A 23,952-nucleotide genomic window follows, 5' to 3' on the forward strand; every position below is an offset into this window, starting at 1 on the left:
GAACGCACATCGAGGAGACCGCCGATGACACCCCCGTTCCGCTTCGGCGTGAACTTTATGACCCCCGGGACCGCCGCCGAGTGGCGGCAGAAGTGCCGCCGGGCCGAGGCCCAGGGCTATGACGTCCTGCTGGTCGCCGACCATCTGGGCATGCCGGCCCCGTTCCCCTCCGTGGTGGCCGCCGCCGAGGCGACCCAGCGGCCCAAGGTGGGCACTTTCGTGCTCAACACCGGGTTCTGGAATCCCGCTCTGCTGGCCCGCGAGGTGGACACCACCCGGCAACTCACCGGGGACCGGCTGGAATTGGGGCTGGGCACCGGCTATGTGAAGGCGGAACACGACAGCGCCGGGCTGCCCTTCGGCTCGCCCCGCGAGCGGGTGGACCATCTGGAACACACCGTGCTGGAGCTGCGGCGGCTGCTGCCCGAGCTCCCGCCCCTGCTGCTGGGCGGCAATGGCGACCGGGTGCTGCGGCTGGCCGCGCGCCATGCCGATATCGCCGCGTTCACCGGCGCGGTCACCGACGCGGAGGGCAAGCTCAGCCTGATCACCCCCTCCGCGCTCGATGAACGCCTGGCGCGTTACCGGCAGTTCGCGGCCGGGCGGCCGGCTGCGGCGGAGCTCAACTACCTGATACAGGGGGTCCTGCCCACCACCGACCGGCGCGCCACGGCCCGGGAACTGGCCGGACGCTCCCCCGGCCTGACCGAGGACGACATCCTGGCGCATCCGGCCGTGCTGACCGGCTCGGTCAAGGAGATGGCCGAGCAGGTCCGGGCGCACCGGGAGCGCTATGGCTTCGGCTACTTCACCGTGCTGGAGTCCTCCGCGGACGCCTTTGCGCCCGTGCTCCAGGAGCTGCGGGAAGGCTGAGCCCTACCGCTCGCTTTGCCAATCCTTTACCATAGGGGGGCGAAGTCCGGCCCGCGAAGACACGAAGATCAGCGAAGGTGTGTGAACCGCCCGTCATGGGAGAGCCCCCCGGTAGCCCCCGGCACAGCCTCTGTCCGATCATGGGACGGAGGTGAACCCATGACCGCAGTGCTCCTGATGGCACTGGCCCTGCTGCTGACCGTCGCCTGTGCCGTCTTCGTCGCGGCCGAGTTCTCGCTCACCACCGTCGAGCGCGGTGAACTGGAGCGGGCCGCCGAGGCCGGTGACCGGCGTGCGCTCAGCGCGCTGAAGGCCGTACGGAGCCTGACCTTCCAGCTCTCCGGCGCCCAGCTGGGCATCACCGTCAGCGGGCTGGTCATCGGTATGGTCTCCAAGCCCTCCATTGCCGCCCTGCTCACCGGCCCGGTCAGGGCGCTGGGCCTGCCCCCCTCGCTGGCCAACTCCCTGGCCCTGGCCCTGGCCACGGTGGTCTCCACCGTGATGCTGATGGTCATCGGCGAGCTGGTGCCCAAGAACTGGGCGATCTCCCGCCCGCTGGCGGTGGCCCGTACCGTGGCCGGCCCGCAGCGGGCCTTCACCGCGGTCTTCCGCCCGCTGATCCGGCATCTGGACAGCACCGCCAACCGCACCCTGCGCCGGATCGGGGTGGAGCCCGCCGAGGAGCTGGCCACCGCCCGCGGCCCGCATGAGCTGATGGCGCTGGCCCGCCACTCCGCCCGGGCGGGCGTGCTGGAGAAGGACACCGCAGAGCTGTTCGTCCGCACCCTGAACCTGGCCGATCTGACGGCGGAGAATGTGATGACCCCCCGGGTGCAGGTCACCGCCCTGGACGCCCGGACCAACGCCGAGGACGTGGCCAACGCCACCCGCGCCACCGGGCTGTCCCGCTTCCCCGTCTACCAGGGCAGCCTGGACACCGTGGTGGGCATCGCCCATATCAAGGACGTGCTGGCGATACCCGCCGACCAGCGGCCCCAGCGCCCGGTCACCGGTTTTCTGCGCGAGCCGCTGCTGGTGCCCGCCTCGCTGACCGTGGACCGGCTGCTGGACCGGCTCTCCGCCAAGCGCAGCATGGCGGTGGTGATCGACGAATACGGCGGCACCGCCGGAGTGGTCACCTTCGAGGACATCGTGGAGGAAGTGGTCGGCGAGGTCCGCGACGAGCACGATCCGGAGGCACTGCCCGGTCTGGTCCCGGCCGGCCCGGACGCCGAGGGCCGCCCGGTCTACGACGCGGACGGCGCGGCCCGTACCGACGACGAGCTGGAGGCCATTGGGCTGCGGGTGCCCGAGGGCCCGTACGAGACCCTGGCCGGCCTGGTCGCCACCGAGCTGGGCCGCATCCCGGCGGCCGGGGACACCCTCCAGGTGGCGGGCTGGCACCTGGAGGTCACCGACGCCTCCGGGCGGCGCGCCGCCCGGGTCCGGCTGACCGGCCCGGCGCCCAGGGGCCGGAGCGGGGAGGAGGGCCGGTGACCGCGGTCCAGCTGCTGATCGGGCTGGCGACGGTGGTCGTCAACGCCTTCTTCGTGGGCGCCGAGTTCGCCCTGGTGTCGGTGCGGCGCGGCCAGATCGAGCCGGCCGCCGAGCAGGGCGACCGGCGGGCCCGCAGTGTGCTGTGGGGTCTGCGGCATGTCTCGGCGCTGATGGCGGCGGCCCAGCTGGGCATCACCCTGTGCACCCTGGTGCTGGGTGTGGTCGCCGAGCCGGCCATCGCCGATCTGCTGCACCCGGTGTTCCAGGCGGTGGGGATGCCCTCCGGGCTGGTTCATGTGGTGTCCTTCGCCCTGGCACTGGCGGCGGCCACCTATCTGCACATGCTCTTCGGCGAGATGGTGCCCAAGAACATCGCACTGGCCGAGCCGGTGCGCACCGCGCTGCTGCTGGGGCCGCCGCTGGTGGCCCTGGCCCGGGCCCTGCGCCCGGTGGTCTTCGCCATCAACCAGCTGGCCAACGCCCTGCTGAAGCTGTTGCGGGTGGAGCCCAAGAGCGAGGTGACGGCCGTCTTCTCGGACGACCAGCTGGCCCGGATGGTCGCCGACTCCAGCCAGGCCGGGCTGCTGGACGCCCGCGCCTCGGAGCGGCTGCATGACGCCCTGGAGCTGGGCAAGCGCCCGGTGGCGGATGTGGTGATGTCCCTGGAGAAGGTGGTCACCGCCCGGCTGGGGGTGACCCCGGAGGACCTGGAGCGGCTGGCCGCCGAGTCCGGCTTCTCCCGTTTCCCGGTGGTTGACTCGGCCGACCGCATCCTGGGCTATCTGCATGTCAAGGACGCCCTGGACGCCAGTCCGCGCGATCGGCCCTTCCCCCGGGAGAGCATGCGCCCCATCGCCCGGGTGCGGGCCGAGACCCCGCTGGACGATGTGATCACCGCCATGAGCCGCACCGGCGCCCATCTGGCGGCGGTGACGGCGGGCGGCGAACGGCTGGCGGGGCTGGTGACCCTGGAGGACGTCCTGCGCGAGCTGGTGCGCCGGCGCCCATGAGCAGTCCCTGAGCAGTCTCTGAGCAGTCCCTGAGCGGTCCCTGAGCGGTCTCTGAGCGGGACCGCGGCCGACGGGCGTAGGATCCCCGCGTCATGGGGATCAATGCTACGTACACCAGTTTTGTCGCGGTCGGGGACTCCTTCACCGAGGGGATGTCTGACGAGCTGCCGGACGGCTCCTACCGGGGCTGGGCGGATCTGCTGGCCATGCGGCTGGCGGCCCGCCAGCCCGGCTTCCGGTACGCCAATCTTGCGGTGCGCGGCAAGCTGATCGGCCAGATCGTCGAGGAGCAGACCCCGGCCGCCGCCGCGCTGGGCGCCGATGTGGTGACCCTGGTGGGCGGGCTCAATGACATACTGCGGCCCAAGTGCGATGTGGACCTGGTGTGCGCCCGGCTGGAACAGGCCGTCACCCTGCTGGCACCCAGCTGCCGCCGGCTGGTGCTGATGCGCAGCCCGGGCCGGCGCGGTCCGGTGCTGGAGCGCTTCCGGCCCCGGATGGAGCACCTGTTCGGCTTTATCGACGAGCTGGCCGACCGCCATGACGCGCTGGTGGTGGACCTGTTCGCGTCCGAGGCACTGGGCGACCCCCGGCTGTGGGCCGAGGACCGGCTGCACCTCAACGCGGAGGGGCACCGGCGGGTGGCGGAGGCGGTCTGGCAGGCGCTGGGGCACCAGGCGGAGTCGGACTGGCAGGTTCCGCTGCCGCCGTCGGTCCCGGCCGGCTGGGCCCGGCGGCGCGCCGCCGACCTGCGGTTCGCCCGTGAGCATCTGGTGCCCTGGATCGGTCGCCGGCTGACCGGCCGCTCCTCCGGGGACGGACGCTCCGGGGCGCACTTCGACGCCGGGCTGGGGTCGGCGTTCTGGGTCTCCCCCGCCCCGGGCCCGGGGATCGGGCCGGTCGCCACCTGGCAGCGGGCGGCATAGGCCGGGTGCCGGAGTCCGGCGCCTGCCCGCTCCCCGGCGGCCCGTTCTCCGTGGAGCGCCTCGTAGCAACCCACAAACCGGGGCGGGGAGCCGGGCCGCAGAATCCGCCAGTAGACTTTCGCCACGTGACTGCAAAGCCCCGCATCCCCAACGTCCTGGCCGGCCGCTACGCCTCCCCCGAGCTCGCCGTCCTGTGGTCCCCCGAGTACAAGGTGACGCTGGAGCGGCGGCTGTGGCTCGCCGTGCTGCGCGCCCAGAAGGATCTGGGGATCGAGGTGCCCGAGGCGGCGCTCGCCGACTACGAGCGGGTGCTGGACCAGGTGGACCTGGCCTCCATCGCCGAGCGCGAGAAGGTCACCCGGCACGATGTGAAGGCGCGCATCGAGGAGTTCAACGCGCTTGCCGGGCATGAGCAGGTGCACAAGGGGATGACCTCCCGGGACCTGACCGAGAATGTGGAGCAGCTGCAGATCCGGCTCTCCCTGGAGCTGGTGCGCGATCGTACGGTGGCGGTGCTGGCCCGGCTGGCCCGGCTGGCCGCCGACCATGGCGAGCTGGTCATGGCGGGCCGCTCGCACAATGTGGCCGCCCAGGCCACCACGCTGGGCAAGCGCTTTGCCACCGCCGCCGATGAACTCCTGGTCGCCTTCGGGCGGTTGGAGGAGCTGATCGCCCGATACCCGCTGCGCGGCATCAAGGGCCCGGTGGGCACCGCCCAGGACATGCTGGACCTGCTGGGCGGCGACGCGGAGAAGCTGGCGGAGCTGGAGCAGCGCATCGCCCAGCACCTGGGCTTCGGCCGGGCCTTCACCTCGGTGGGCCAGGTCTACCCGCGTTCGCTGGACTACGAGGTGGTCACCGCACTGGTGCAGCTGGCCGCCGCGCCGTCCTCGCTGGCCAAGACCATCCGGCTGATGGCCGGGCACGAGCTGGTGACCGAGGGCTTCAAGCCCGGCCAGGTCGGCTCCTCGGCCATGCCGCACAAGATGAACACCCGCTCCTGCGAGCGCGTCAACGGCCTGATGGTGATCCTGCGCGGCTATGCCTCGATGACCGGCGAGCTGGCCGGTGACCAGTGGAACGAGGGGGATGTCTCCTGCTCGGTGGTGCGCCGGGTGGCACTGCCGGACGCGTTCTTCGCGCTGGACGGCCTGCTGGAGACCTTCCTGACGGTGCTCGACGAGTTCGGTGCCTTCCCGGCCGTGGTCACCCGTGAACTGGACCGCTATCTGCCCTTCCTGGCCACCACCAAGGTGCTGATGGGCGCGGTACGGGCCGGGGTGGGCCGCGAGGTCGCCCACGAGGTCATCAAGGAGCACGCGGTGGCCGCCGCGCTGGCCATGCGCGAACAGGGCGCGGAGCGCAATGAGTTGCTGGAGAAGCTGGCCGCGGACGAGCGTATTCCGCTGGACCGGGCGGCGCTGGACGCGCTGATGGCCGACAAGCTCTCCTTCACCGGCGCCGCCGCCGGCCAGGTGGCCTCGGTGGTGGCCCGGATCGAGGAGATCGCCAAGCGCCACCCGGAGGCGGCCGGTTACACCCCGGGGGCGATCCTCTGACCCCGGAGGAACTCGAGGCCGCCCGCGACCGGTTGGTTCCGGATGTGGTCGCGGACGGCCTCCGGGTGCTCTTCTGCGGCATCAACCCGGGGCTGATGTCCGCCGCCACCGGCCACCACTTCGCCCGGCCGGGCAACCGCTTCTGGCCCGTACTGCACGCTTCCGGTTTCACTCCCCGGCGGCTACTGCCGTCCGAGGAACGGGAGTTGCTCGACCACGGCCTGGGCATCACCAATGTGGTCGCCCGGGCCTCGGCGCGCGCCGACGAGCTGAGCGAGGTGGAGTTCCGCGAGGGCGGGCGCATCCTCACCGAGAAAGTGCGGCTGCTGCGCCCGCGCTGGCTGGCGGTGGTGGGGATCACCGCGTACCGGGTCGCCTTCGAGGACCGCAAGGCCAGAATCGGCCCCCAGCAGCGGACGATCGGCGATACCCGGATATGGGTACTCCCCAATCCCTCGGGTCTGAACGCCCATTGGACCCTGGAGACCATGGCGGAGGAGTTCGCCCGGCTCCGCGAGGCCGCGGACCGGAGCGGCGAGTAGGCCGTGCGGCTCCACCGCGCGGGAGCCTGACCTTTGCGCTTGCCCTGGCCGCGAAGACCGCGAGCAGCGGACGGCCCGGCCCGCTGGGTCGTACATCCCGGCTCGCGGTGGCGCTCGCGCTCACGCCGGCCCACCAGCTCAAGGCCCACGCTCCACGCTGCCTGGGCAAGGGCGGCACTCGTTCACCCCCTTCGACAAAGCCACCCAACCTTAACGAGTACAGCGTTTGCCTATAGGTTGTAGGCAGACCCATACTGACCATAGGCACACTGAAGGTAGGTGATGGCTGTGGTTCGGGCAGGACTGAGCCCTGAGCGCCTGACGCTCGCCGGCGCGGAACTCGCCGATGAGGCCGGTTTCGACCAGGTGACTCTCTCCGCGCTCGCCCGGCGTTTCGGCGTGAAGCCGGCGAGCCTGTACGCGCATGTGAAGAACTCCCACGAGCTCAAGACCCGGATCGCGCTGTTCGCACTGGAGGAACTCGCCGACCGGGTCGCCGACGCCGTGGCCGGGCGCGCGGGCAAGGACGCCCTGACGGCCTTCGCCAACGCCTACCGGGACTACGCCCGGGCGTACCCCGGCCGGTACGAGGCAGCGCGGTACCGGCTCGACCCGCAGACCGCCGCGGCCAGTGCCGGAGTCCGGCATGCACAGATGACACGGGCGATCCTGCGCGGCTACGACCTGGCCGAGCCGGACCAGACGCACGCGGTCCGCATGCTGGGCAGCGTCTTCCACGGCTATGCCGCCCTGGAGGCGGCCGGCGCTTTCGACCACACGGACGTCGCCGCTCAGCAGTCCTGGGCCTGGACCCTGGACTGCCTCGACACCGCCTTGCGGTGCCGGTCCACGCCCCTGACCGGCAGCCCCACCCCAGGATCAAAAGGCCACAGGCAATGAGCACCGAACAGAACCTGATCACCACCCCCCTCACCGCCGGCTTCCTGCGCGGGCACCTCGACGTGGAAGAGACGGCCCATGGCCTGCTGCCGCACCGGCTGCCTGCCCGGGCGCGCCGCCAGATCCCCGACGACCTGCTGGCCGTGGCCGAGGCCCAGCCCTCCGGGGTCCGGCTGGCCTTCCGTACCAGCGCCACCACCATCCGCCTGGACACCCTGCCCACCAAGCGCGCCTACCGGGGCTTCCCGCCCCCGCCGGACGGCATCTACGACCTCCTGGTCGATGGCCGCCTCACCGCCCAGGCCACCGTGGACGGCGGGAATCTGCGCACCATCACCGATATGCGGACCCAGACTGCGGAATTCACCCCGGGCCCCGCCGGCACCGCCCACTTCACCGACCTCCCCGCCGGGGAGAAGGACATCGAGATCTGGCTCCCGCACACGGAGATCACCGAGGTCATCGCCCTGCGCACCGATGCCCCCGTCGAGCCCGCCCCGGACCGAGGGCGCCGGGTGTGGCTGCACCATGGCAGCTCCATCAGCCATGGCTCCAACGCCGTCTTCCCCAGCGCCATCTGGCCCGCGCTGGCCGCCTCCGCAGGCGATGTGGAGCTGATCAATCTCGGATTCGGCGGCAGCGCACTGGTGGACCCGTTCACCGCCCGCGCGATGCGCGACACCCCCGCGGATCTGATCAGCCTCAAGCTCGGCATCAACGTCGTCAACAGCGACGCCATGCGCCTGCGCGCCTTCGTCCCCGCCATCCACGGCTTCCTCGACACCATCCGCGAGGGCCACCCCACAACCCCCTTGCTCCTGATCTCCCCCCTCCTGTGTCCGACCCATGAGAACACCCCCGGACCTCTTATGCCGGACCTGTCCAGTGGAACCCTGAAGTTCAGGGCCACCGGTGATCCGGCCGAGACCGCCGCCGGGCGGCTGACGCTCACGATCGTCCGTGAGGTCCTGGCCGACATCGTCAAGCAGCGGTCCGTCGAAGATCACAACCTCCACTACCTCGACGGACTCGACCTCTACGGCGAGAGCGACCACGACGAGTTCCCGCTGCCGGACGCGGTCCACCCCAGCCCCGAAGGACACCGCCGCATCGGCGAGAACTTCGCCAGGCTGGTCTTCGCGGACCATGGGCCCTTCGCCATCACGACCGGCTGACCCGGATCACCCCGCGCCCGGCGGGGAGAGCGGCTTTTCCAGTTCCGAGACGTGCGCAGCACGGGCCACCGGCTCATACGAAGCGGACCGCAGCCGGCGCCGACAGCCGCCCGGCAGGCGAGCAACCGCAGGTACCCCCCTCCCCACCTTCATCCCCACCCACTACCATCCGGTAGGCAAAGCAGGCGCAAAGCGGAGGAGGCGGCGATCTTGGGGCGGCTCACCGGCGGGGACCCGTCCCTGCTGCGGCGAATAAATTCGGCCGTGGTGCTGCACGCACTGCGGGCCGCGGCATCGCCCACGCTCAGCGAGCTGGTCAAGGCGACCGGCCTGTCCCGTCCCACGGTCGAGGGCGTGGTGGAGGGCCTGATCGCCACCGGTCTGGTGACCGAGGCCTCCGCCGACGAGGGCGCCGCCCGGCGCCAGGGCCGCCCCGCGCGGAGGTTCCGCTTCCGGGTGGAGGCCGGCCATCTGCTGGGCATCGAGATCGGCCCGCACCGTGTGGCGGTGCTGCTGGCCGACCTCAGCGGCCGGATTCTGGGCGCCGAGTCGGCCGAGGTCTCCGAGTCCGCCCCCGCCGAGCAGCGGCTGGCGCGGGTGGACGGGGCCGTCACCGCCCTGCTGGAGCGGACCGGGGTGGCGTGCGGTTCGCTGCGCGCGGTGGGCGTGGCCACCCCTGGCATCGTGGAGGCGGACGGGACCGTACGGCTGGGCACCGCGCTGCCGGGCTGGACCGGACTGCCGCTGGGTGAGCGGCTGCGCTCGGCCTTCCACTGCCCGGTGCTGGTGGAGAACGACGCCAACGCGGCCGCGGTGGCCGAGCATTGGAAGGGCGCGGCCACCGGCTCGGACGATGTGGTGTTTGTGCTGGCCGGACTGAGCCCGGGGGCCGGTTCCCTGATCGGCGGCCGGCTGCACCGCGGCTTCGGGGGCGCGGCGGGCGAGATCGGCGCCCTGCATCTGCTGGGCCGGGAGGCCACCCCGGAAGAGGTGCTGTCCACCACCGGCGAACCGCTGCACCCCCTGGACGAGGCCCAGGTGGCCCGGGTGTTCACCCGGGCCGGAGCGGGCGACGAGCAGGCGGAGGCCGCGGTCCGGCGCTATCTGCGGCGGCTGGTGCACGATGTGGCGGCCCTGGTGCTGGCGCTGGACCCGGAACTTGTGGTGGTCGGCGGCTGGGCGGCCGGCCTGCGGGGACTGCTGGATCCCCTGCGCACCGAGCTGGCCCGTTACTGCCTGCGGCCACCGCGGGTGGTGCAGTCGCTCCTGGGCGACTCGGCGGTGGCCACCGGCGCTCTGCGGCTGGCCCTGGACCACCTGGAAGAGGAACTGTTCGCCGTGGAGAGCACCCCGACCGCCCGCCGGTAGGCGCTGCCCGGCAGCGAGCGGCCCAGCACTCCGGTCGCAAGTCGCGTGCGGACCATGGGTGGTTGCTCGCGCAGTTCCCCGCGCCCCTTACGGGGCGCTCCGACTCAGCCCGCCAGCACCGCCGGCACCGCCTCCGCCGCCCCGTTGTCACCGAAGGTCAGCCGGCAGGTATCGGCCCGGTAGGTGGCCACCGCCACCGCGGCGGTGCGCCCACCCGCGAAGTACCGCGTGGTGACCACCAGCACCGGCGCCCCCGGAAGCCGGTCCAGCTGCTTGGCGTCGTCCGCCCGGGCCGACCCCAGTTCCACCGCCTGGTCCTGGCCGTCCGGCCGGAGGTCCTCCAGCTCCCGCAGCACCAGCCGGGCCCGGGCCGCGCCCGGCAGCCCCTCCGGCACGCTGAGCCCGGGCACGCTCTCCACCGGGACATAGAGCAACTCGGCGGCCACCGGCTGCCCATGAGTCTTGCGGATGCGCCGCACCACCTGCACGGTCTCCCCCGCGGCAGTGCCCAGCAGCCGGGCCACGGCCGTCGGCGGAACCGCCTCGTCCGCATCCACCGGCTGCCAGCCATCGGCCGCCGTACCGGGCCGTCCATGCGCGGAATCGCCGACGGCCACCCCCATCCGGGGCGGCGCCACGGTGGTGCCGACGCCACGCCGCCGCTGGAGGCGGCCCTCCAGCTCCAGTTGCTCCAGGGCCTGACGGAGGGTGGCCCGGGCCACGCCGAAACGGGCCGCCAGCTCACGCTCGTTGGGCAGGATCTCACCGACCGCGAACTCGGAGTCGAGCGCGTCACTGAGCACGGTCTTCAGGTGCCAGTACTTCGGTTCCGGCGCCGTTTCCAGCTGCGTGGTCCCCACCCTCACCCTCCGCAAAGGCTTTTCGCGTGCTTCTTTATTAAAGGTTGTTGCAGTATGCCTGTGACCATAGGACGGTGTGCCCACTTGGTCAAGACCAATGCGGGCACCCAGCAGTGGTGTTGTGAGAACGGGACCGGCACACCGGCCCAAAACCAGGAGATTTTCATCCAGTTACGGCAGCACATTGCCCAACTTGTCCGGATTGCGCACCACATAGATTTCGGCCACCCGGCCCTCGCGGATCTCCAGGCTGACCACCGAGTCCACCCGCCCGTCCATCAGCACCAGCAGCGCGGGCCCCGCGTTGGCCTCGATCAGACGGACCTCGGCCCCCGTCACACCCCCGGCGACCCCCAGCACAAAGCGGGCCACCTTGTCCGCGCTCTCCACCGGCCGCAGCGCCGCCCTGATCCTGCCGCCGCCGTCGCTGGTCAACCGCACATCCGGAGCCAGCAGTTCCAGCATTTCCGCCAGGCTGCCGCCGGTGGCCGCGGCCAGAAACCGCTCGGTGAGGGCGCGGCGTTGCGCCGGGTCCACGTCGAACCGCCTTCTGCGCTCCTCCACATGACGCCGGGCCCGCCCGGCGAGCTGCCGTACGGCCGCCTCCGAGCGGCCCAGGGTGACGGCGATCTCCTGGTAGGGAAAGCCGAATGCCTCCCGGAGCACAAACACCGCGCGCTCCAGCGGGGAGAGCGACTCCAGGACCACCAGCACCGCCACCGAGACCGTGTCGGCCAGCACGGCCCGCTGCTCGCTGTCGGGCGCCTCCGGCCCGAAGCCGGTGAGCACCGGTTCCGGCAGCCAGGGCCCGACATAGGACTCCCGCCGCGCCTGCGACTGGCGCAGCCGGTCGATGGCCAGGCGGGTGGTGATACGCACCAGATAGCCGCGGGCGTCGCGGACCTCCGCCCGGTCGGCGCCGGACCAGCGCAGCCACGCCTCCTGGACCACGTCCTCCGCGTCGGCGGCCCGGCCCAGCATCCGGTAGGCCACCCCGGTCAGGGTGGAGCGCTGTTCCTCGAAGGCGTCCAGAAGGTCGTTTCCGCTCGTCACCGGTCCATCCCAGCCGACCGGCGGACCGTTTGTCCAGGTGAGCCGGGGAGCGGTGGGCCGGCTCCGCCGGGCGGCCGGCGGTCCGGGCGAACCGCCGCCGGTCCAGGTGAACCGGTGACCGGGGAGCGTCCGCAAATCGGTCTACCCAGCGGTAACCGTTGCTGACATCCTGGCTGGAAACCCGCACCAACCGTACGCGGACGACCGGGAGTTCCCATGGCCCAGGCGCAGAATGTTTCCTTCCCCATCGACACCCGCTTCGGGCCGCGCACCGCCGAGGTGTACTGCCAGCGGCGGGGCTCCGGCGAGCCCTTGGTGCTGCTGCACGGCATAGGCCACCACCTCCATGCCTGGGACCCGGTGGTGGACATCCTGGCCGCCGAACGCGAGGTGATCGCCATTGATCTGCCCGGTTTCGGCCGCTCCCCCGCCCTGCCCGAGGGCTCGCCCTACGACCTGCCGGGCACCGCCACGGTGCTGTGTTCCCTGTTCGATGCCCTGGGACTGGACCGTCCGCATGTGGTGGGCAATTCCCTCGGCGGGCTGCTGGCCCTGCAGTTGGGGCACGAGAAGCTGGTGCGGTCGGTCACCGCGCTGTCCCCCGCCGGGTTCTGGACCGAGGCCGAACGCCGTTATGCCTTTACGGTGCTGCGGGGCCTGCGGGTGGGCGCCCTTACCCTGCCGCCCCGGGCCGTGGACCGGATCGCCCGCTCCTCCGCGGGCCGGGCGGCGCTCTCCGGCGCCATCTACGCCCGGCCCGGGCGCCGTTCATCCGAGGCGGTGATCGCCGAGACCCGGGCGATGCGGGAGGCCACCGGCTTCGAGTCGGTACTGGGCGCCGGCCGGTCGGTGCTCTTTATGCATGACGTCAGCGAGGTGCCGGTGACCATCGCCTGGGGCAGCAGAGACCGGGTGCTGCTGCGCCGCCAGGGAGTCCGCGCCAAACGCGTGATCCCGGGCGCCCGGCTGGTCCGGCTGCCCGGCTGCGGGCATGTCCCGATGAACGACGATCCGGCGCTGGTGGCCCGGGTCATCCTGGATACCTCCCGCTGACCGGCCGCCACCCCCGCACCTCGCACTGAGGCGCCGGAGCCGCCGGCCGGGCCCCACGCCGTCACCGCGGTCGCGCGTCCTGCCGTCGGCACCCGGCCCGTCCTGGCAGGGTGGTGGCTTCCGGACGTCCTCAAAAGATGCGGCCCCGACGGACGGGGCCCTCGAAGGAGGAGGTTCTCCCCAGACGAAGTCCTCGAAAGACGAAGTCCTCGAAAGTCGGAGGTGCGCTGTCATGACCGAGCAGGTGGATGTCGTCGTCATCGGTATGGGCCCCGGCGGTGAGCAGGTGGCGGGCCGGCTGGCCGAGGCCGGGCTCAATGTGGTCGGTGTGGAGGCCGAACTGGTCGGCGGCGAGTGCCCGTACTGGGCCTGTGTGCCCACCAAGATGATGATCCGGGCCGGGAACCTGCTGGCCGAGGCCCGGCGGGTGCCCGGCATGGCGGGCACCGCCGAGGTCCGCGCCGACTGGTCGCCGGTGGCCGCCCGGATCCGGGACGAGGCCACCGACGACTGGAACGACCGGGTCGCCGCGGACCGGTTCACCGACAAGGGCGGCCGGCTGGTACGCGGCCGGGGCCGGCTGGACGGGCCGGGCCGGGTGACCGTCGGCGAGCAGAGCTTCGAGGCCCGGCACGGGGTGGTGATCGCCACCGGCAGCCGTCCGCAGATCCCTCCGGTGCCGGGCCTGGCCGAGGTCCCTTACTGGACCAACCGGGACGCCATCGCCGCCAAGGAGCCGCCGCGCTCCCTGCTGGTGCTCGGCGGCGGCGCGGTCGGGCTGGAACTCGCCCAGCTCTACGCCCGGTTCGGCACCGCGGTCACCGTGGTGGAGGCGATGGACGGACTGCTTCCGGCCGATGAGCCGGAGGCCGGCGCCCTGCTGGCCGAGGTGCTGGAGGGCGAGGGAATCACCCTGCGTACCGGCGCCAGGGCAGTCCAGGCCCGGCACGACGGCGAGGAGTTCGGCCTGGCGCTGGAGAGCGGCGAGGAGCTGACCGCCCAGCAGCTGCTGGTGGCCACCGGACGCCGCGCCGACCTGGCCGAACTCGGCCTGGAGACGGTGGGGTTGGACCCGGGCGCGCACACCCTGTCCACCGATGGCCATCTGCTGGCCGCCCCGGGGCTGTGGGCGGTGGGTGATGTGACCGGGCACGGGGCGTTCACCCATGTCGCCATGTACGAGGCGGAGATCGTCTGCCGGGCGGTGCTGGGCGAGCCGGGCCCGCCCGCCGACTACCGGGCGCTGCCCCGGGTGACCTTCACCGACCCGGAGGTGGGCGCGGTGGGCCTGACCGAACGGCAGGCCCGGGACAAGGGTCTGCGGGTACGTACCGGCATGTCCCGGCTGCCCTCCTCGGCACGCGGCTGGATCCACAAGACCGGCAACGAGGGCCTGTACAAGCTGGTGGCGGACGAGGACCGGGGAGTGCTGCTGGGGGCGACCGCCATGGGCCCGGCGGGCGGTGAGGTGCTCTACGGACTGGCGGTGGCGGTCCAGGCGGAGGTACCGGTGGAAACCCTGCGCCATATGATCTTCGCCTATCCCACCTTCCACCGGGGCGTGGAGGACGCCCTGCGCGACCTGGGGTGAGCCGGGCCGGTCCGGTGATGGGAAGCGGGCAAAAGCGGCCTTTACCCATCGGACACAGAACGTTCGTGATCACGCAACACCGCTTGGTCAGGGTGGACCCATGACCGACGAGACGGACCGGACCCCGGCGAAGAGCTCCCGGCGCCCGCACCACTGGCGCCGCGACCTGACCGAACTGGCTGCCCTGTTCACCGCCGTGGCCACCGCCGACTCCGTGGCCAACGCGGTGGGCCACGGTCCCGACGGCCCGCTGCTGCTGACCGGTTCGGCGGCGGCCCTGCTGGCCACCACCGCCTTCCACATCTGGTGGGCCCGGCGCCACCGCCCCGGGCCCGCCGCCCCGCCCCGGCCGCCGGCCGCCGGGGACACCGGCCCGGCCGCCACCGCGCTGTGGCGGATGCGCACCACGGTGCGGGACGAACCGGGCAGCCTGGCCGCGCTCTGCCTGGCGCTGGCCGGCCGGCATGTGGACATCCTCGCCCTGCAGACCCATCCGCTCGCCGAGGGCACCGTGGACGAACTGCTGCTGCGCGCCCCGGCCGGGCTGGGCCCCGCCGAACTGACCCGGGCCGCCGCCGAGGGCGGCGGCAGCGAGACCTGGCTGGAGCGGGCCGACGCCCATGACCTGGTGGACGCTCCCACCCGCGCCCTGTCCCTGGCCACCCGGGCCGCCCTGGACGCCGCCGAACTCCCGCTGGCACTCCGGCAGTTGCTGGGCCGCTGCACCATCCGCTCGGTGCCCGGCCCGCGACCGGAGGTACCGGCCGAGGGTCTGTGGGAGGACACCGTACTGCGGCTGCGCGACTCCTCCGGCGGCTCCATCACCATTGAGCGGCCCCATCTGCCCTTCACCCCGGCCGAGTTCGCCCGGGCCCGGGCGCTGGTGGAGCTGGACGCCCGGCTGGGGCCCCGGATGCCCAGGCGCAGCGATGTGCTCACTCTGCCGGAGGGCAACGAGATCACCGTCCGGCGCGCGGACACCGGTGATCTGGAGGCGGCGCTCCGGATGCACCAGCGCTGCTCCCGGGCCACCCTGGCGCTGCGCTATCACGGTCCGGTCCGGGACGCCGGGGCCGCCGACCGCTATCTGCGGCATCTGCTCAGCCCGCGCTTCGGCCGCACACTGGCCGCCTATACGGCCTCCGGGCGGCTGGTGGGGCTGGGCCATCTGCTGTGGGACGGCGAGGAGACCGAGGTGGCCCTGCTGGTGGAGGACGCCTGGCAGCGGCGCGGGGTGGGCGGCGAGTTGCTGGCCCGGCTGGTGGGCATGGCCCGGGAGGCGGGCTGTGAGAGCGTCTACGCGGTCACCCAGGCCTCCAACACCGGCATGGTGGCGGCCATGCGGGCGCTGGGGCTGCCGCTGGACTACCAGGTGGAGGAGGGCACCCTGGTGGTCACCGCCCGGCTCACCGCTTCCCGGCTCACCTCGGGGGCGCACGCCCGGGAGATCTAGGGGCCGGACCCCGATGACGGAAGGGCCTTCGGCATAGAAGGATGAGCGCATGCCGAACACCAACAGCGCACCACTGCCCCGCCAGGTCGCCGACGCCTATGTCGATGCGCTCATCGAACTCGACCCCATCACCGGCACCTATCTGGGTGTGGCGGCCAGTTCGCCGCATCTGCCGGACTTCTCCCCCGAGGGCTCGGCGGCGCTGGCCGAGCTGGCCCGCGACACACTGCGGAAGCTGGCCGAAGCCGAGGGCAGAGCGGGCGCGGACAGCGGCATCGAGCGGCGCTGCGCCCGGCTGCTGCGCGAGCGGCTGACCGCGGAGCTGGCGGTGTACGAGGCGGGTGAGCCGCTGAGGGCGATCAGCAATATGCATTCGCCGCTGCACGCGGTGCGTGAGGTCTTCACCATCACCCCCACCGCCACCGCCGAGGACTGGTCGGCGGTCGCCGCCCGGCTGCGGGCGGTGCCGGCCGCCCTGGCGGGCTGGCGGTCCTCGCTGGCCCTGGGCCTGGAGCGCGGCCTGCCCGGCGGGCCCCGCCAGGTGGCCACGGTCCTTGAGCAGTTGGCGGAGTGGATCGGCACCGATGGCGGCTGGTTCGCCGAGTTCACCGCCGAGGGCCCCCAGGAGCTCCGCACCGAGCTGGACCAGGCCGCGGCCGCCGCCACCGGTGCGCTGGCCGAGCTGCGCGACTGGCTGGCGGAGGTCTACGCCCCGGCGGTGGCCGGCGCCCCGGAGACCGTGGGCCGGGAGCGGTACGCCCGCTGGTCCCGCTACTGGAATGGCACCGACCTGGATCTGGAAGAGGCCTATGCCTATGGCTGGGCGGAGTTCCACCGCATCCTGGGCGAGATGCGCAAGGAGGCGGAGCGGGTCCTGCCGGGGGCCGCCACACCCTGGGAGGCGCTGGCCCATCTCGATGCCCATGGCCGGCATATCGAGGGCGTCGAGGAGGTACGGGCCTGGCTGCAGGCGCTGATGGACGAGGCCATCGAGGCCCTGGACGGCACCCACTTCGATCTGGCCGAGCGGCTCAAGCGGGTGGAGTCGCGGATCGCCCCGCCCGGCAGCGCCGCCGCCCCCTACTACACCGCGCCCTCCGAGGACTTCTCCCGGCCCGGCCGCACCTGGCTGCCCATCGTGGGCGGGCAGACCCGCTTCCCCGTGTACGACCTGGTGTCCACCTGGTATCACGAGGGGGTGCCCGGCCACCATCTCCAGCTGGCCCAGTGGACCCATGTCGCCGACCGGCTCTCCCGCTACCAGGCCACGGTGGGCATGGTCAGCGCCAACGCCGAGGGCTGGGCGCTGTATGCGGAACGGCTGATGGACGAACTGGGCTTCCTCTCCGACCCGGAGCGGCGGCTGGGATATCTGGACGCCCAGATGATGCGTTCGGTGCGGGTGATCGTCGATATCGGTATGCACCTGGAGCTGGAGATCCCCAAGGACTCGCCCTTCCACCCCGGCGAGCGCTGGACCCCCGAGCTGGCCCAGGAGTTCTTCGGACAACACAGCAGCCGTCAGCCCGACTTCGTGGAGAGCGAGCTGGTCCGCTATCTGGGCATGCCCGGCCAGGCGATCGGCTACAAGCTGGGCGAACGCGCCTGGCTGACCGGCCGCGAGGCAGCCCGCAAGGCCCATGGCGACGCCTTTGACCTCAAGGCCTGGCATATGGCTGCGCTGTCCCAGGGTTCGCTGGGCCTGGACGACCTGGTGGAGGAGCTCTCGGCGCTCTGAGAGTGTCCGGGTTGGGGTCGGTTGACCCGGGCAGGTCCGGGGGCGCAGGCCCCCGGGGCTCTCCCCGCCAGGACGGCGACCGGCCGCGCCCCTGGGCCGCATAGGGTCATCCGCATGGACACTCCCTTGGTCATCTTCTGCCGCGATCCGCTCAACCCCCGCCGTACCGACGGGCACTTCGGCGAGGAGGCGCGGGCCGCGCGTGCGGCGGGGCTGCGGGTGGCCCTGCTGGACCATGACACGCTGCTCGGCGGCCGGGCGGCAGAGGCGGTCTCGGCGGTGCCGCCGGACGCGGGTGCGGCGTGGTACCGGGGCTGGATGATCCCGGCCGAGCGCTATGCCCAACTGGCCGGGGCGCTGGCAGCACGCGGAGTGTCCCTGCTGACCTCACCGGAGTCATACCGCCGGGCCCATGAACTGCCCGGCTGGTACGGCACCTTCGCCTCCCTCACTCCGCGCAGCGTCTGGCTGCCAGCCGAGCCGGGCGCGGCACCGGCCGCCGGGCCGCTGGCCGCTGCGGCGGCCTCACTGGGCGATGGGCCGGGAATCGTCAAGGACTTTGTGAAGTCCCGAAAAAGCGACTGGGATACGGCCTGTTATGTCCCCTCGCTGTCCGATACGGCCCGGCTGTCGGCGGTGGTGGGCAGATTTGTGGAGTTGCAGGAGGAGTTCCTGGCGGGTGGGGTGGTGCTCCGCGCCTTTGAGCGCTTCCGGCCCTGTGGGGAGGCCCGGGTGTGGTGGGTGGACGGTGTGCCCGCCCTCACCACCGCACACCCCGATTCCCCCGGACTGCTGCCGCCGCAGCCGTCCTTGGCCGCGGTGCGCACTGCCGTGGCCGCCCTGGGGTGCCGTTTTGTGACCACGGATCTGGCGCTGCGGGAGGATGGCGCCTGGCGGGTGGTGGAGGTCGGCGACGGGCAGGTCAGCGATCTGCCACGGGGGGGCGGACCCGGGGGTGCTGCTGGGGGCGCTGGCCGGGGCCGGGTGAAGCCCGTAACGGCCTGCCGACCTGGGGAGTTGGCCCCGGCCCGGCTCGTCAGCAGCCGCAGGCGTCGGCTGCCGGGGCCGTCAGGGTGTCCGGTGGCAGGCGGCGCTCGCCCTCCCGGGTGTCAACGGTGAAGCCCTCGCGGATCCAGTATTCGATGCCGCCCAGCATTTCCTTGACCCGGTAGCCCAGCCGGGCCAGGGCCAGGGCCGCTCTGGTCGCCCCGTCGCAGCCGGGGCCCCAGCAGTGGACGACCACCGGCACCGCCGGATCCAGCAACTCCCGGGCGCGGTCGGGGATCAGGGCGGTGGGCAGGTGTACCGCGCCCGGCACATGGCCCTGGTCCCAGCCCTGGGTGGAGCGCGAGTCGAGCAGTGTGAAGCCCGGCCGGCCGGTGGCCAGCGCGGCGTGCACATCGGAGACATCGGTGTGGAAGGCCAGCCGGGCGGCGAAGTAGGCGGCCGCTTCGGCGGGTTCGGCGGGGGCCACGGCGAGGACGCCGGAGGGCACGGTGCGGGTGGTGGTGTTCATGGCTGAAAACCTATGGGCCATGCGGCCACCGAGGAATGCGGAATCCCCGGTAAATGCCTTGTGGGGCCGGGGAATCCCCTGCTAGACATCGTTCATGACCGCTCATTCCCCTGACGCCACCGACTGGCGCATACTCGATGCCCTGCAGAGCAATGGCCGTGCGGGCTATGCCGAGTTGGCCCGGCTGGTGAACATGTCCGCGAGTGCGGTGACCGAGCGGGTCCGCAGGCTGGAGGAGGCAGGGGTCATCAGCGGATACTCCGCGGTGGTCGATCCGGAGAAGCTGGGCATGCCGGTGCTGGCCTTTGTCCGGCTGCGCTACCCCCATGGCCACTACAAGCCCTTCCATGACCTGCTGGCACAGACGCCGGAGGCGCTGGAGGCGCACCATGTGACCGGCGACGACTGTTTTGTCATCAAGGTCGCCGCCCATTCGATGCGTCATCTGGAGGAGGTGGCCGGCCGGTTCGGGGCGCTGGGCTCGGTCACCACCAGTGTGGTGTACTCCTCGCCGCTGCCCCGCCGACCGCTCAGCCGTCCGTGCCCGCCATCCGCTGCCGCACGGCCGAGCCCGAGCGGTCCTTGACCACCTGGAGCCGGGCCGGGATACGGCGGCGCAGATCGGCCACATGGCTGACGATACCCACCGCCCGGTCCCGTTCCCGCAGCGAGTCCAGCACGTCCAGCACCTCGTCCAGGGTCTCCTCGTCCAGGCTGCCGAAGCCCTCGTCGATGAAGAGGGTGTCCAGCCGCATGCCGCCCGCCTCGTCGGTGACCACATCGGCCAGACCCAGGGCCAGGGCGAGCGAGGCGAAGAAGGTCTCGCCGCCGGAGAGGGTGGCGGTGTCCCGCTCCCGGCCGGTCCAGGCGTCGATCACATGCAGGCCCAGTCCGGAACGGCCGCGCCCGCCGCTGCGGGCGTCGGAGTGCACCAGGGTGTAACGGCCGGAGGACATCCGCTGCAGCCGGGCCCCGGCCGCGGCGGCCACCTGCTCCAGCCGGGCGGCCAGCACATAGGACTCCAGCCGCATCTTCCGCTCGTTCTGCGCCGAGGTCCCGGCGGCCAGCGCGGCCAGCGCGGCCACCCGGTGGTGTTCCTCGCGCAGCGGGGCCAGCCGGCGGGCGTCGGCGAGGGCCTCGGCGGAGAGCCGGTCCAGTTCGGCGCAGCGGTTGACGGCCTCGGCCTCCCGGGCGGCGGCCGCCCGCAGGGCGCGGTCCGCCGCGTCCGCCGCCCGGCGGGCGGCTTCCGGCTCGGCGGCGGGGAGCTCGGCCGCCCCGGCCACCGCGGGATCCGCCAACTCGGCGGCGACCGCGGCCTCTTCACCGCTCCACGCGTCCAGCCGCTGCCGCAGCAGGCGCTGCCGTTCATCGCCCAGCAGCGCCCCGGCGGCCTGCTCCGGGGTGTCGAAGCCGGCCCGGTAGGCCGCCTCGGCGAGCCTGGCGTCGGCGGTCTTCAGCCGGTCGGCCGCGGCCTGTGCGGTGCGTACCGCCTCCGCTGCCCGGCCCAGCAGTTCCGCCTGCCGCTCCAGCAGCCGGGCGCGGTCCGCCACCGAGGCGGCTCCACCGCGCGCCCGGGCCACCTCGGACTCCAGGGCGGAGCGTTCGCCCTCCAGGTTCTCCCGCCGTGAGGTGCGGGCGGCAATGCGCAGCCGGGCCGCCTGCTCGGCCTGGCGCCTGCGCTCGTACTCCCGCTCGGCGGCGTCCAGTGCCTCGCGGGCCGGGTGCAGTCCGGCGGCGGCCTGCCGGGCCCCTTCCAGCGACTGCTCCAACTCGGCCGCCAGTGCGGTGAGTTCGGCCACCGGGGCGGTGCCCGCACCGGCGGTGGCGGCGGCCAGTTCCTCACGGACCGGGGTCAGCCGTGCCTCGGCCGCCGCGCGGAGCTCCTCGGCCCGTTCATAGGCGGCCAGCGCGGCTTCCTCGGCCGCCCGGTCCGCCCGGCCGTCGTGGGGGCGGGCCGGGTCGGGGTGTTCGGTGCCGCCGCACACCGCGCAGGGCTCGCCCGGCCGCAGCCCGGCGGCCAGTTCGGCGGCGATATCGCGCAGCCGGCGGTCCTTGAGGTCCAGCCAGTGCTCACGGGCGGCCGCGGCGTCCTCCCGGGCCCGTAGCGCCTGGGCCGCGGCCGCGTCGGCGCGGGCGGTGAGGGTGTCGCGCCGCCGGGCGGCGGACAGCTGGGCAGCGGCCGTCCCGGCCTGGGCGGCCAGCCGCTCGGCCAGCGTGGCGGCCTCCTGCGCCCGCTCCACCCGGCGCCGGAGGGTGCGGCGTTCCTCCTCCCAGCCGCGCAGCCACTCGGTGTGCTCGGTGAGGGCGTCCTCGTCGGCCTCCGCCTCGCGGTCCAGTGCGGCGAGTTCGGCGGTGAGCGTCCGCACCCGCTCCTCGGCCCGGCGGGCCGCCGAGAGCGAGCCCAGCTCCTCGCGCAACGCCCGTTCCAGGGAGTCCAGTTGGCCGTCCCCGGCCTCCCGGTGCTCCGCGGGCAGCGCCGCGCGCAGCCGCTGCTCCGCCTCGGCCGCCGCGCGCTGTGCCCGGTCGGCCTCCCGGTGCAGTTCCAGTGCCGGGGCCACCGAGCCGGCGGCCCGGGCCCGCTCCAGCAGCCGGGCCGTTTCTTCCCGTTCCCCGCGCTGTTCGCGCAGCGCCTGGGCCCGGCGACGGGCCGCCTGGTGCCGGTGTTGCAGCCGGGCCAGTTCCCCGGCCTCCTCGGCGAGCCGCCGGGCGGCCGCGCAGCGTTGCTCGGCGGCCCGGACCGCGCCGCCGGCGATGTCCCGGCGTTCCCGGGCGCCGCTGCGGGCCAGGGCCGCCCACTCCAGCACGGCCTCGGCCAGCCCGGGGTCACCGGGGGCGAGTGGCTGCCGCTCCTCGTCGGCGGTGGCGGGGTCCGGCACCCCGGTCTCGGGCAGCGCCGGGTCGGCGGCGGCCTGCCGCATCCGGTGGCCCAGCGCCAGCAGCCGCTCGTCGCCGGTGCGCACCCGGGCCTCGCCGGTGCGGCGCAGCTCGGCCAGCCGGGCCTCCACCGCGGCGAACCGGCCGGTGCCGAAGAGCTTGCCCAGCAGTTCGCCGCGCACGGTGTCGGCGGCCCTGAGGAAGCGGGCGAAGTCGCCCTGGGGCAGCAGCACCACCTGGCAGAACTGCTCCCGGCTCATGCCCAGCAGCTGCCGGATCTCCTCGCCGATCTCCTGGTGGGAGCGGCTGAGTCCGCGCCACTCGCCGTCGGCGGCGCGCTCGCGCAGCTCGCTGTGGGCCCGGTCCCTGGTGAATCCGCCGCCGCGCCGCTTGGGCCGCAGCTGCTCGGGATACCGGGTGATCTCCAACCGCCGCCCGGCCAGGGTGAGTTCCAGGACGATCCGGGTGCGGGTGTCCGGGGCGGCGTGGTCGCTGCGCAGGGCCAGGCCGCTGCCCTGGCGGGCACCGGGCACGTCGCCGTAGAGGGCGTAGCAGACGGCGTCCAGCACCGAGGTCTTGCCCGCGCCGGTGGGCCCGTGCAGCAGGAACAGGCCGGCGGCGGAGAGCTGGTCGAAGTCGATGCGCTGGGTGCCGCCGAAGGGGCCGAAGGCGGTGATCTCCAGGCGGTGCAGCCTCACCGGTCCGCCTCCTCGCCGAGCCGGACCTGGTCCAGGGCGGCGGCCAGCACGGCCCGTTCCTCCTGGTCCGGGCCCCGGCCCGCGCGCACATGGGCCACAAAGTCCTCGGTGATCTGCTGGTCGGTACGGCCGCGCAGCCGTCCGGCGTAGGAGTCGCGGGGGTCCTCGGGGGCCCGCTCAGGCTCGAAGACCAGGCTCAGTACATGCGGAAAGCGGCGCAGCAGCCGGGCCATGGGTTCCTGGGGGCGGACCGGGTCGGTGAGGGTGGCCTCGATCCAGGAGCCGGTGTGCCGGTCGAGGTCCGGGTCGGCCAGCAGGTCCGCCAGGCGGCCGCGCAGCCGGGCGAGCGGGCGGGGCACCGGGCAGTCGATCCGTTCGGCATCGACCGAGCCGTCGGCGGCCAGATCGACCAGCCACATGGTCTTGCGGTGCCCGGCCTCGGAGAAGGAGTAGGCGAGCGGCGAACCGGAGTAGCGCACCCGCTCGTTGACCGTCTGGCAGCCGTGCAGATGCCCCAGCGCGGTGTAGTGCACGCCCTCGAAAGTCTCCGGGGGTACGGAGGCCACGCCGCCGACCGTGATGTCGCGTTCGCTGTCGCTGGGGGTGCCGCCGGTGACAAAGGCATGGGCCAGGACCACCGCCCGGGTGCCGGGGGGCCGTTGGGCCAGGTCGGCCCGTACCCGGTCCATGGCGGCGGCCAGCACCGCGGCATGGCCGGTGCCCTCGGCGCCCAACTGGTCCTTCACCAGGGCGGGTTCGAGGTAGGGAAGGCCATAGCAGGCCACCTCGCCATGGGCGTCGGAGAGCAGCACCGGCACCGCGCAGCCGGCGGGGTCGGTGCGCAGATGTATCCCGGCCCGGTCGATCAGGCCCGCACCCACACCCATCCGGCGGGCGGAGTCATGGTTGCCGGAGATCATCACGGTGGGGACGCCGAGCCCGGCCAGCCGGTGCAGGGTCTGGTCGAAGAGCTCCACGGCGGACAGCGGGGGTACGGCGCGGTCGTAGATGTCCCCGGCGACCAGCACGGCATCGACGCGCTGCTCGCGCACGGTGCGCACCAGGTGGTCGAGGAAGGCGCGCTGGGCCTGAAGCAGGCTGACCCGGTGGAAGGACCGGCCCAGATGCCAGTCGGAGGTGTGCAGCAGTCTCACCGGAGGGCACCGTCCCGCATGTTCTCCGCCTCTCGCCGCTCGATATGCACGCCCATTGCGCACAGCACGCTATCCATCACGGGCAACGGCCGTCACACCGGCTCCTGATGAG

20 protein-coding genes are annotated in these 23,952 nt (G+C 73.1%); 15 read left to right on the forward strand and 5 right to left on the reverse strand.

The window, feature by feature from the left end:
- Window positions 1–24 precede the first annotated feature (24 nt).
- The 9 genes from CV755_RS03520 (at window position 25) to CV755_RS03560 (ending at window position 9,850) form a co-directional block, all read left to right on the forward strand.
- Entirely contained in the window at window positions 25–873 is an 849-nt protein-coding gene (locus CV755_RS03520; protein ID WP_109278618.1) for a TIGR03621 family F420-dependent LLM class oxidoreductase, read from the forward strand.
- 159 nt (window positions 874–1,032) lie between these two features.
- Window positions 1,033–2,370 carry a hemolysin family protein gene (locus CV755_RS03525; RefSeq protein WP_109278619.1) on the forward strand — a complete coding sequence of 446 codons (1,338 nt, stop codon included), beginning with the start codon at window positions 1,033–1,035 and terminating at the stop codon, window positions 2,368–2,370.
- The gene (locus CV755_RS03530; protein WP_109278620.1) at window positions 2,367–3,380 is read left to right on the forward strand and encodes a hemolysin family protein; all 1,014 of its coding nucleotides are present in this window, start codon (window positions 2,367–2,369) and stop codon (window positions 3,378–3,380) included. Before CV755_RS03525 ends, CV755_RS03530 begins: the two co-directional genes overlap by 4 nt.
- A gap of 92 nt (window positions 3,381–3,472) precedes the next feature.
- Complete coding sequence (locus CV755_RS03535) at window positions 3,473–4,306, forward strand: SGNH/GDSL hydrolase family protein (protein WP_109278621.1); 834 nt, start codon at window positions 3,473–3,475, stop codon at window positions 4,304–4,306.
- Between the two features lie 125 nt (window positions 4,307–4,431).
- A complete protein-coding gene (gene purB, locus CV755_RS03540; protein WP_109278622.1) occupies window positions 4,432–5,865 on the forward strand; it encodes an adenylosuccinate lyase in 1,434 nt (477 codons plus the stop codon).
- Window positions 5,862–6,407: a G/U mismatch-specific DNA glycosylase gene (mug, locus tag CV755_RS03545; RefSeq protein ID WP_109278623.1), complete on the forward strand. Its 546-nt coding sequence runs from the start codon at window positions 5,862–5,864 to the stop codon at window positions 6,405–6,407. Before purB ends, mug begins: the two co-directional genes overlap by 4 nt.
- A gap of 288 nt (window positions 6,408–6,695) precedes the next feature.
- Window positions 6,696–7,307, forward strand: a complete 612-nt coding sequence (locus CV755_RS03550) for a TetR/AcrR family transcriptional regulator (protein WP_109278720.1) — start codon at window positions 6,696–6,698, stop codon at window positions 7,305–7,307.
- On the forward strand, window positions 7,304–8,482 hold the full coding sequence (locus CV755_RS03555; protein WP_109278624.1) for a GDSL-type esterase/lipase family protein: 1,179 nt from the start codon (window positions 7,304–7,306) through the stop codon (window positions 8,480–8,482). The genes CV755_RS03550 and CV755_RS03555 overlap by 4 nt, the downstream gene beginning before the upstream one ends.
- Before the next feature lie 210 nt (window positions 8,483–8,692).
- Window positions 8,693–9,850, forward strand: a complete 1,158-nt coding sequence (locus CV755_RS03560; RefSeq protein WP_109278625.1) for an ROK family transcriptional regulator — start codon at window positions 8,693–8,695, stop codon at window positions 9,848–9,850.
- Window positions 9,851–9,954: 104 nt separating this feature from the next.
- Here CV755_RS03560 and CV755_RS03565 read toward each other — a convergent pair whose 3' ends face one another.
- Both CV755_RS03565 and CV755_RS03570 read right to left on the reverse strand, forming a co-directional pair.
- Window positions 9,955–10,710, reverse strand: coding sequence for a GntR family transcriptional regulator (locus CV755_RS03565; protein WP_109278626.1), 756 nt, complete (start codon window positions 10,708–10,710; stop codon window positions 9,955–9,957).
- Between the two features lie 171 nt (window positions 10,711–10,881).
- The gene (locus CV755_RS03570; RefSeq protein WP_109278721.1) at window positions 10,882–11,763 is read right to left on the reverse strand and encodes an RNA polymerase sigma-70 factor; all 882 of its coding nucleotides are present in this window, start codon (window positions 11,761–11,763) and stop codon (window positions 10,882–10,884) included.
- Window positions 11,764–11,979: 216 nt separating this feature from the next.
- Here CV755_RS03570 and CV755_RS03575 point away from each other — a divergent pair, with 216 nt between their 5' ends.
- The 5 genes from CV755_RS03575 (at window position 11,980) to CV755_RS03595 (ending at window position 18,717) form a co-directional block, all read left to right on the forward strand.
- On the forward strand, window positions 11,980–12,816 hold the full coding sequence (locus CV755_RS03575; protein WP_109278627.1) for an alpha/beta fold hydrolase: 837 nt from the start codon (window positions 11,980–11,982) through the stop codon (window positions 12,814–12,816).
- 232 nt (window positions 12,817–13,048) lie between these two features.
- Complete coding sequence (locus CV755_RS03580; protein ID WP_109278628.1) at window positions 13,049–14,407, forward strand: dihydrolipoyl dehydrogenase family protein; 1,359 nt, start codon at window positions 13,049–13,051, stop codon at window positions 14,405–14,407.
- Window positions 14,408–14,507: 100 nt separating this feature from the next.
- A complete protein-coding gene (locus CV755_RS03585; protein WP_109278629.1) occupies window positions 14,508–15,860 on the forward strand; it encodes a GNAT family N-acetyltransferase in 1,353 nt (450 codons plus the stop codon).
- A 49-nt stretch (window positions 15,861–15,909) separates the two neighbouring features.
- Entirely contained in the window at window positions 15,910–17,598 is a 1,689-nt protein-coding gene (locus tag CV755_RS03590; RefSeq protein WP_109278630.1) for a DUF885 domain-containing protein, read from the forward strand.
- Window positions 17,599–17,712: 114 nt separating this feature from the next.
- On the forward strand, window positions 17,713–18,717 hold the full coding sequence (locus tag CV755_RS03595) for an ATP-grasp domain-containing protein (RefSeq protein WP_161968580.1): 1,005 nt from the start codon (window positions 17,713–17,715) through the stop codon (window positions 18,715–18,717).
- Here CV755_RS03595 and CV755_RS03600 read toward each other — a convergent pair.
- The gene (locus CV755_RS03600; RefSeq protein ID WP_109278631.1) at window positions 18,635–19,114 is read right to left on the reverse strand and encodes a rhodanese-like domain-containing protein; all 480 of its coding nucleotides are present in this window, start codon (window positions 19,112–19,114) and stop codon (window positions 18,635–18,637) included. The genes CV755_RS03595 and CV755_RS03600 overlap by 83 nt on opposite strands.
- A 94-nt stretch (window positions 19,115–19,208) precedes the next feature.
- On the opposite strand from CV755_RS03600, the gene CV755_RS03605 reads away from it, so the two are divergent.
- On the forward strand, window positions 19,209–19,700 hold the full coding sequence (locus CV755_RS03605) for an Lrp/AsnC family transcriptional regulator (RefSeq protein WP_109278632.1): 492 nt from the start codon (window positions 19,209–19,211) through the stop codon (window positions 19,698–19,700).
- Here the strand turns inward: CV755_RS03605 and CV755_RS03610 are convergent.
- Together CV755_RS03610 and CV755_RS03615 are read right to left on the reverse strand one after the other, a co-directional pair.
- Window positions 19,645–22,686 (reverse strand): AAA family ATPase, encoded by a 3,042-nt coding sequence (locus CV755_RS03610; RefSeq protein WP_109278633.1) that lies wholly within the window; start codon window positions 22,684–22,686, stop codon window positions 19,645–19,647. The two genes, CV755_RS03605 and CV755_RS03610, sit on opposite strands and share 56 nt — an antisense overlap.
- Entirely contained in the window at window positions 22,683–23,840 is a 1,158-nt protein-coding gene (locus CV755_RS03615) for an exonuclease SbcCD subunit D (RefSeq protein ID WP_109278634.1), read from the reverse strand. Before CV755_RS03615 ends, CV755_RS03610 begins: the two co-directional genes overlap by 4 nt.
- Window positions 23,841–23,952: the final 112 nt, after the last annotated feature.

This window comes from Streptomyces orinoci, from assembly GCF_003121295.1.
GTDB classification, from domain to species: Bacteria; Actinomycetota; Actinomycetes; order Streptomycetales; family Streptomycetaceae; genus Streptomyces; species Streptomyces orinoci.

Bases quoted from the DNA above. Each gene is read 5' to 3' on its own strand.
- CV755_RS03520 (WP_109278618.1), top strand. From the start codon at position 25: ATGACACCCCCGTTCCGCTTCGGCGTGAACTTTATGACCCCCGGGACC.
- CV755_RS03525 (WP_109278619.1), top strand. From the start codon at position 1,033: ATGACCGCAGTGCTCCTGATGGCACTGGCCCTGCTGCTGACCGTCGCC.
- CV755_RS03535 (WP_109278621.1), top strand. From the start codon at position 3,473: ATGGGGATCAATGCTACGTACACCAGTTTTGTCGCGGTCGGGGACTCC.
- CV755_RS03555 (WP_109278624.1), top strand. From the start codon at position 7,304: ATGAGCACCGAACAGAACCTGATCACCACCCCCCTCACCGCCGGCTTC.
- CV755_RS03575 (WP_109278627.1), top strand. From the start codon at position 11,980: ATGGCCCAGGCGCAGAATGTTTCCTTCCCCATCGACACCCGCTTCGGG.
- CV755_RS03580 (WP_109278628.1), top strand. From the start codon at position 13,049: ATGACCGAGCAGGTGGATGTCGTCGTCATCGGTATGGGCCCCGGCGGT.
- CV755_RS03585 (WP_109278629.1), top strand. From the start codon at position 14,508: ATGACCGACGAGACGGACCGGACCCCGGCGAAGAGCTCCCGGCGCCCG.
- CV755_RS03590 (WP_109278630.1), top strand. From the start codon at position 15,910: ATGCCGAACACCAACAGCGCACCACTGCCCCGCCAGGTCGCCGACGCC.
- CV755_RS03595 (WP_161968580.1), top strand. From the start codon at position 17,713: ATGGACACTCCCTTGGTCATCTTCTGCCGCGATCCGCTCAACCCCCGC.
- CV755_RS03600 (WP_109278631.1), bottom strand. From the start codon at position 19,114: ATGAACACCACCACCCGCACCGTGCCCTCCGGCGTCCTCGCCGTGGCC.
- CV755_RS03605 (WP_109278632.1), top strand. From the start codon at position 19,209: ATGACCGCTCATTCCCCTGACGCCACCGACTGGCGCATACTCGATGCC.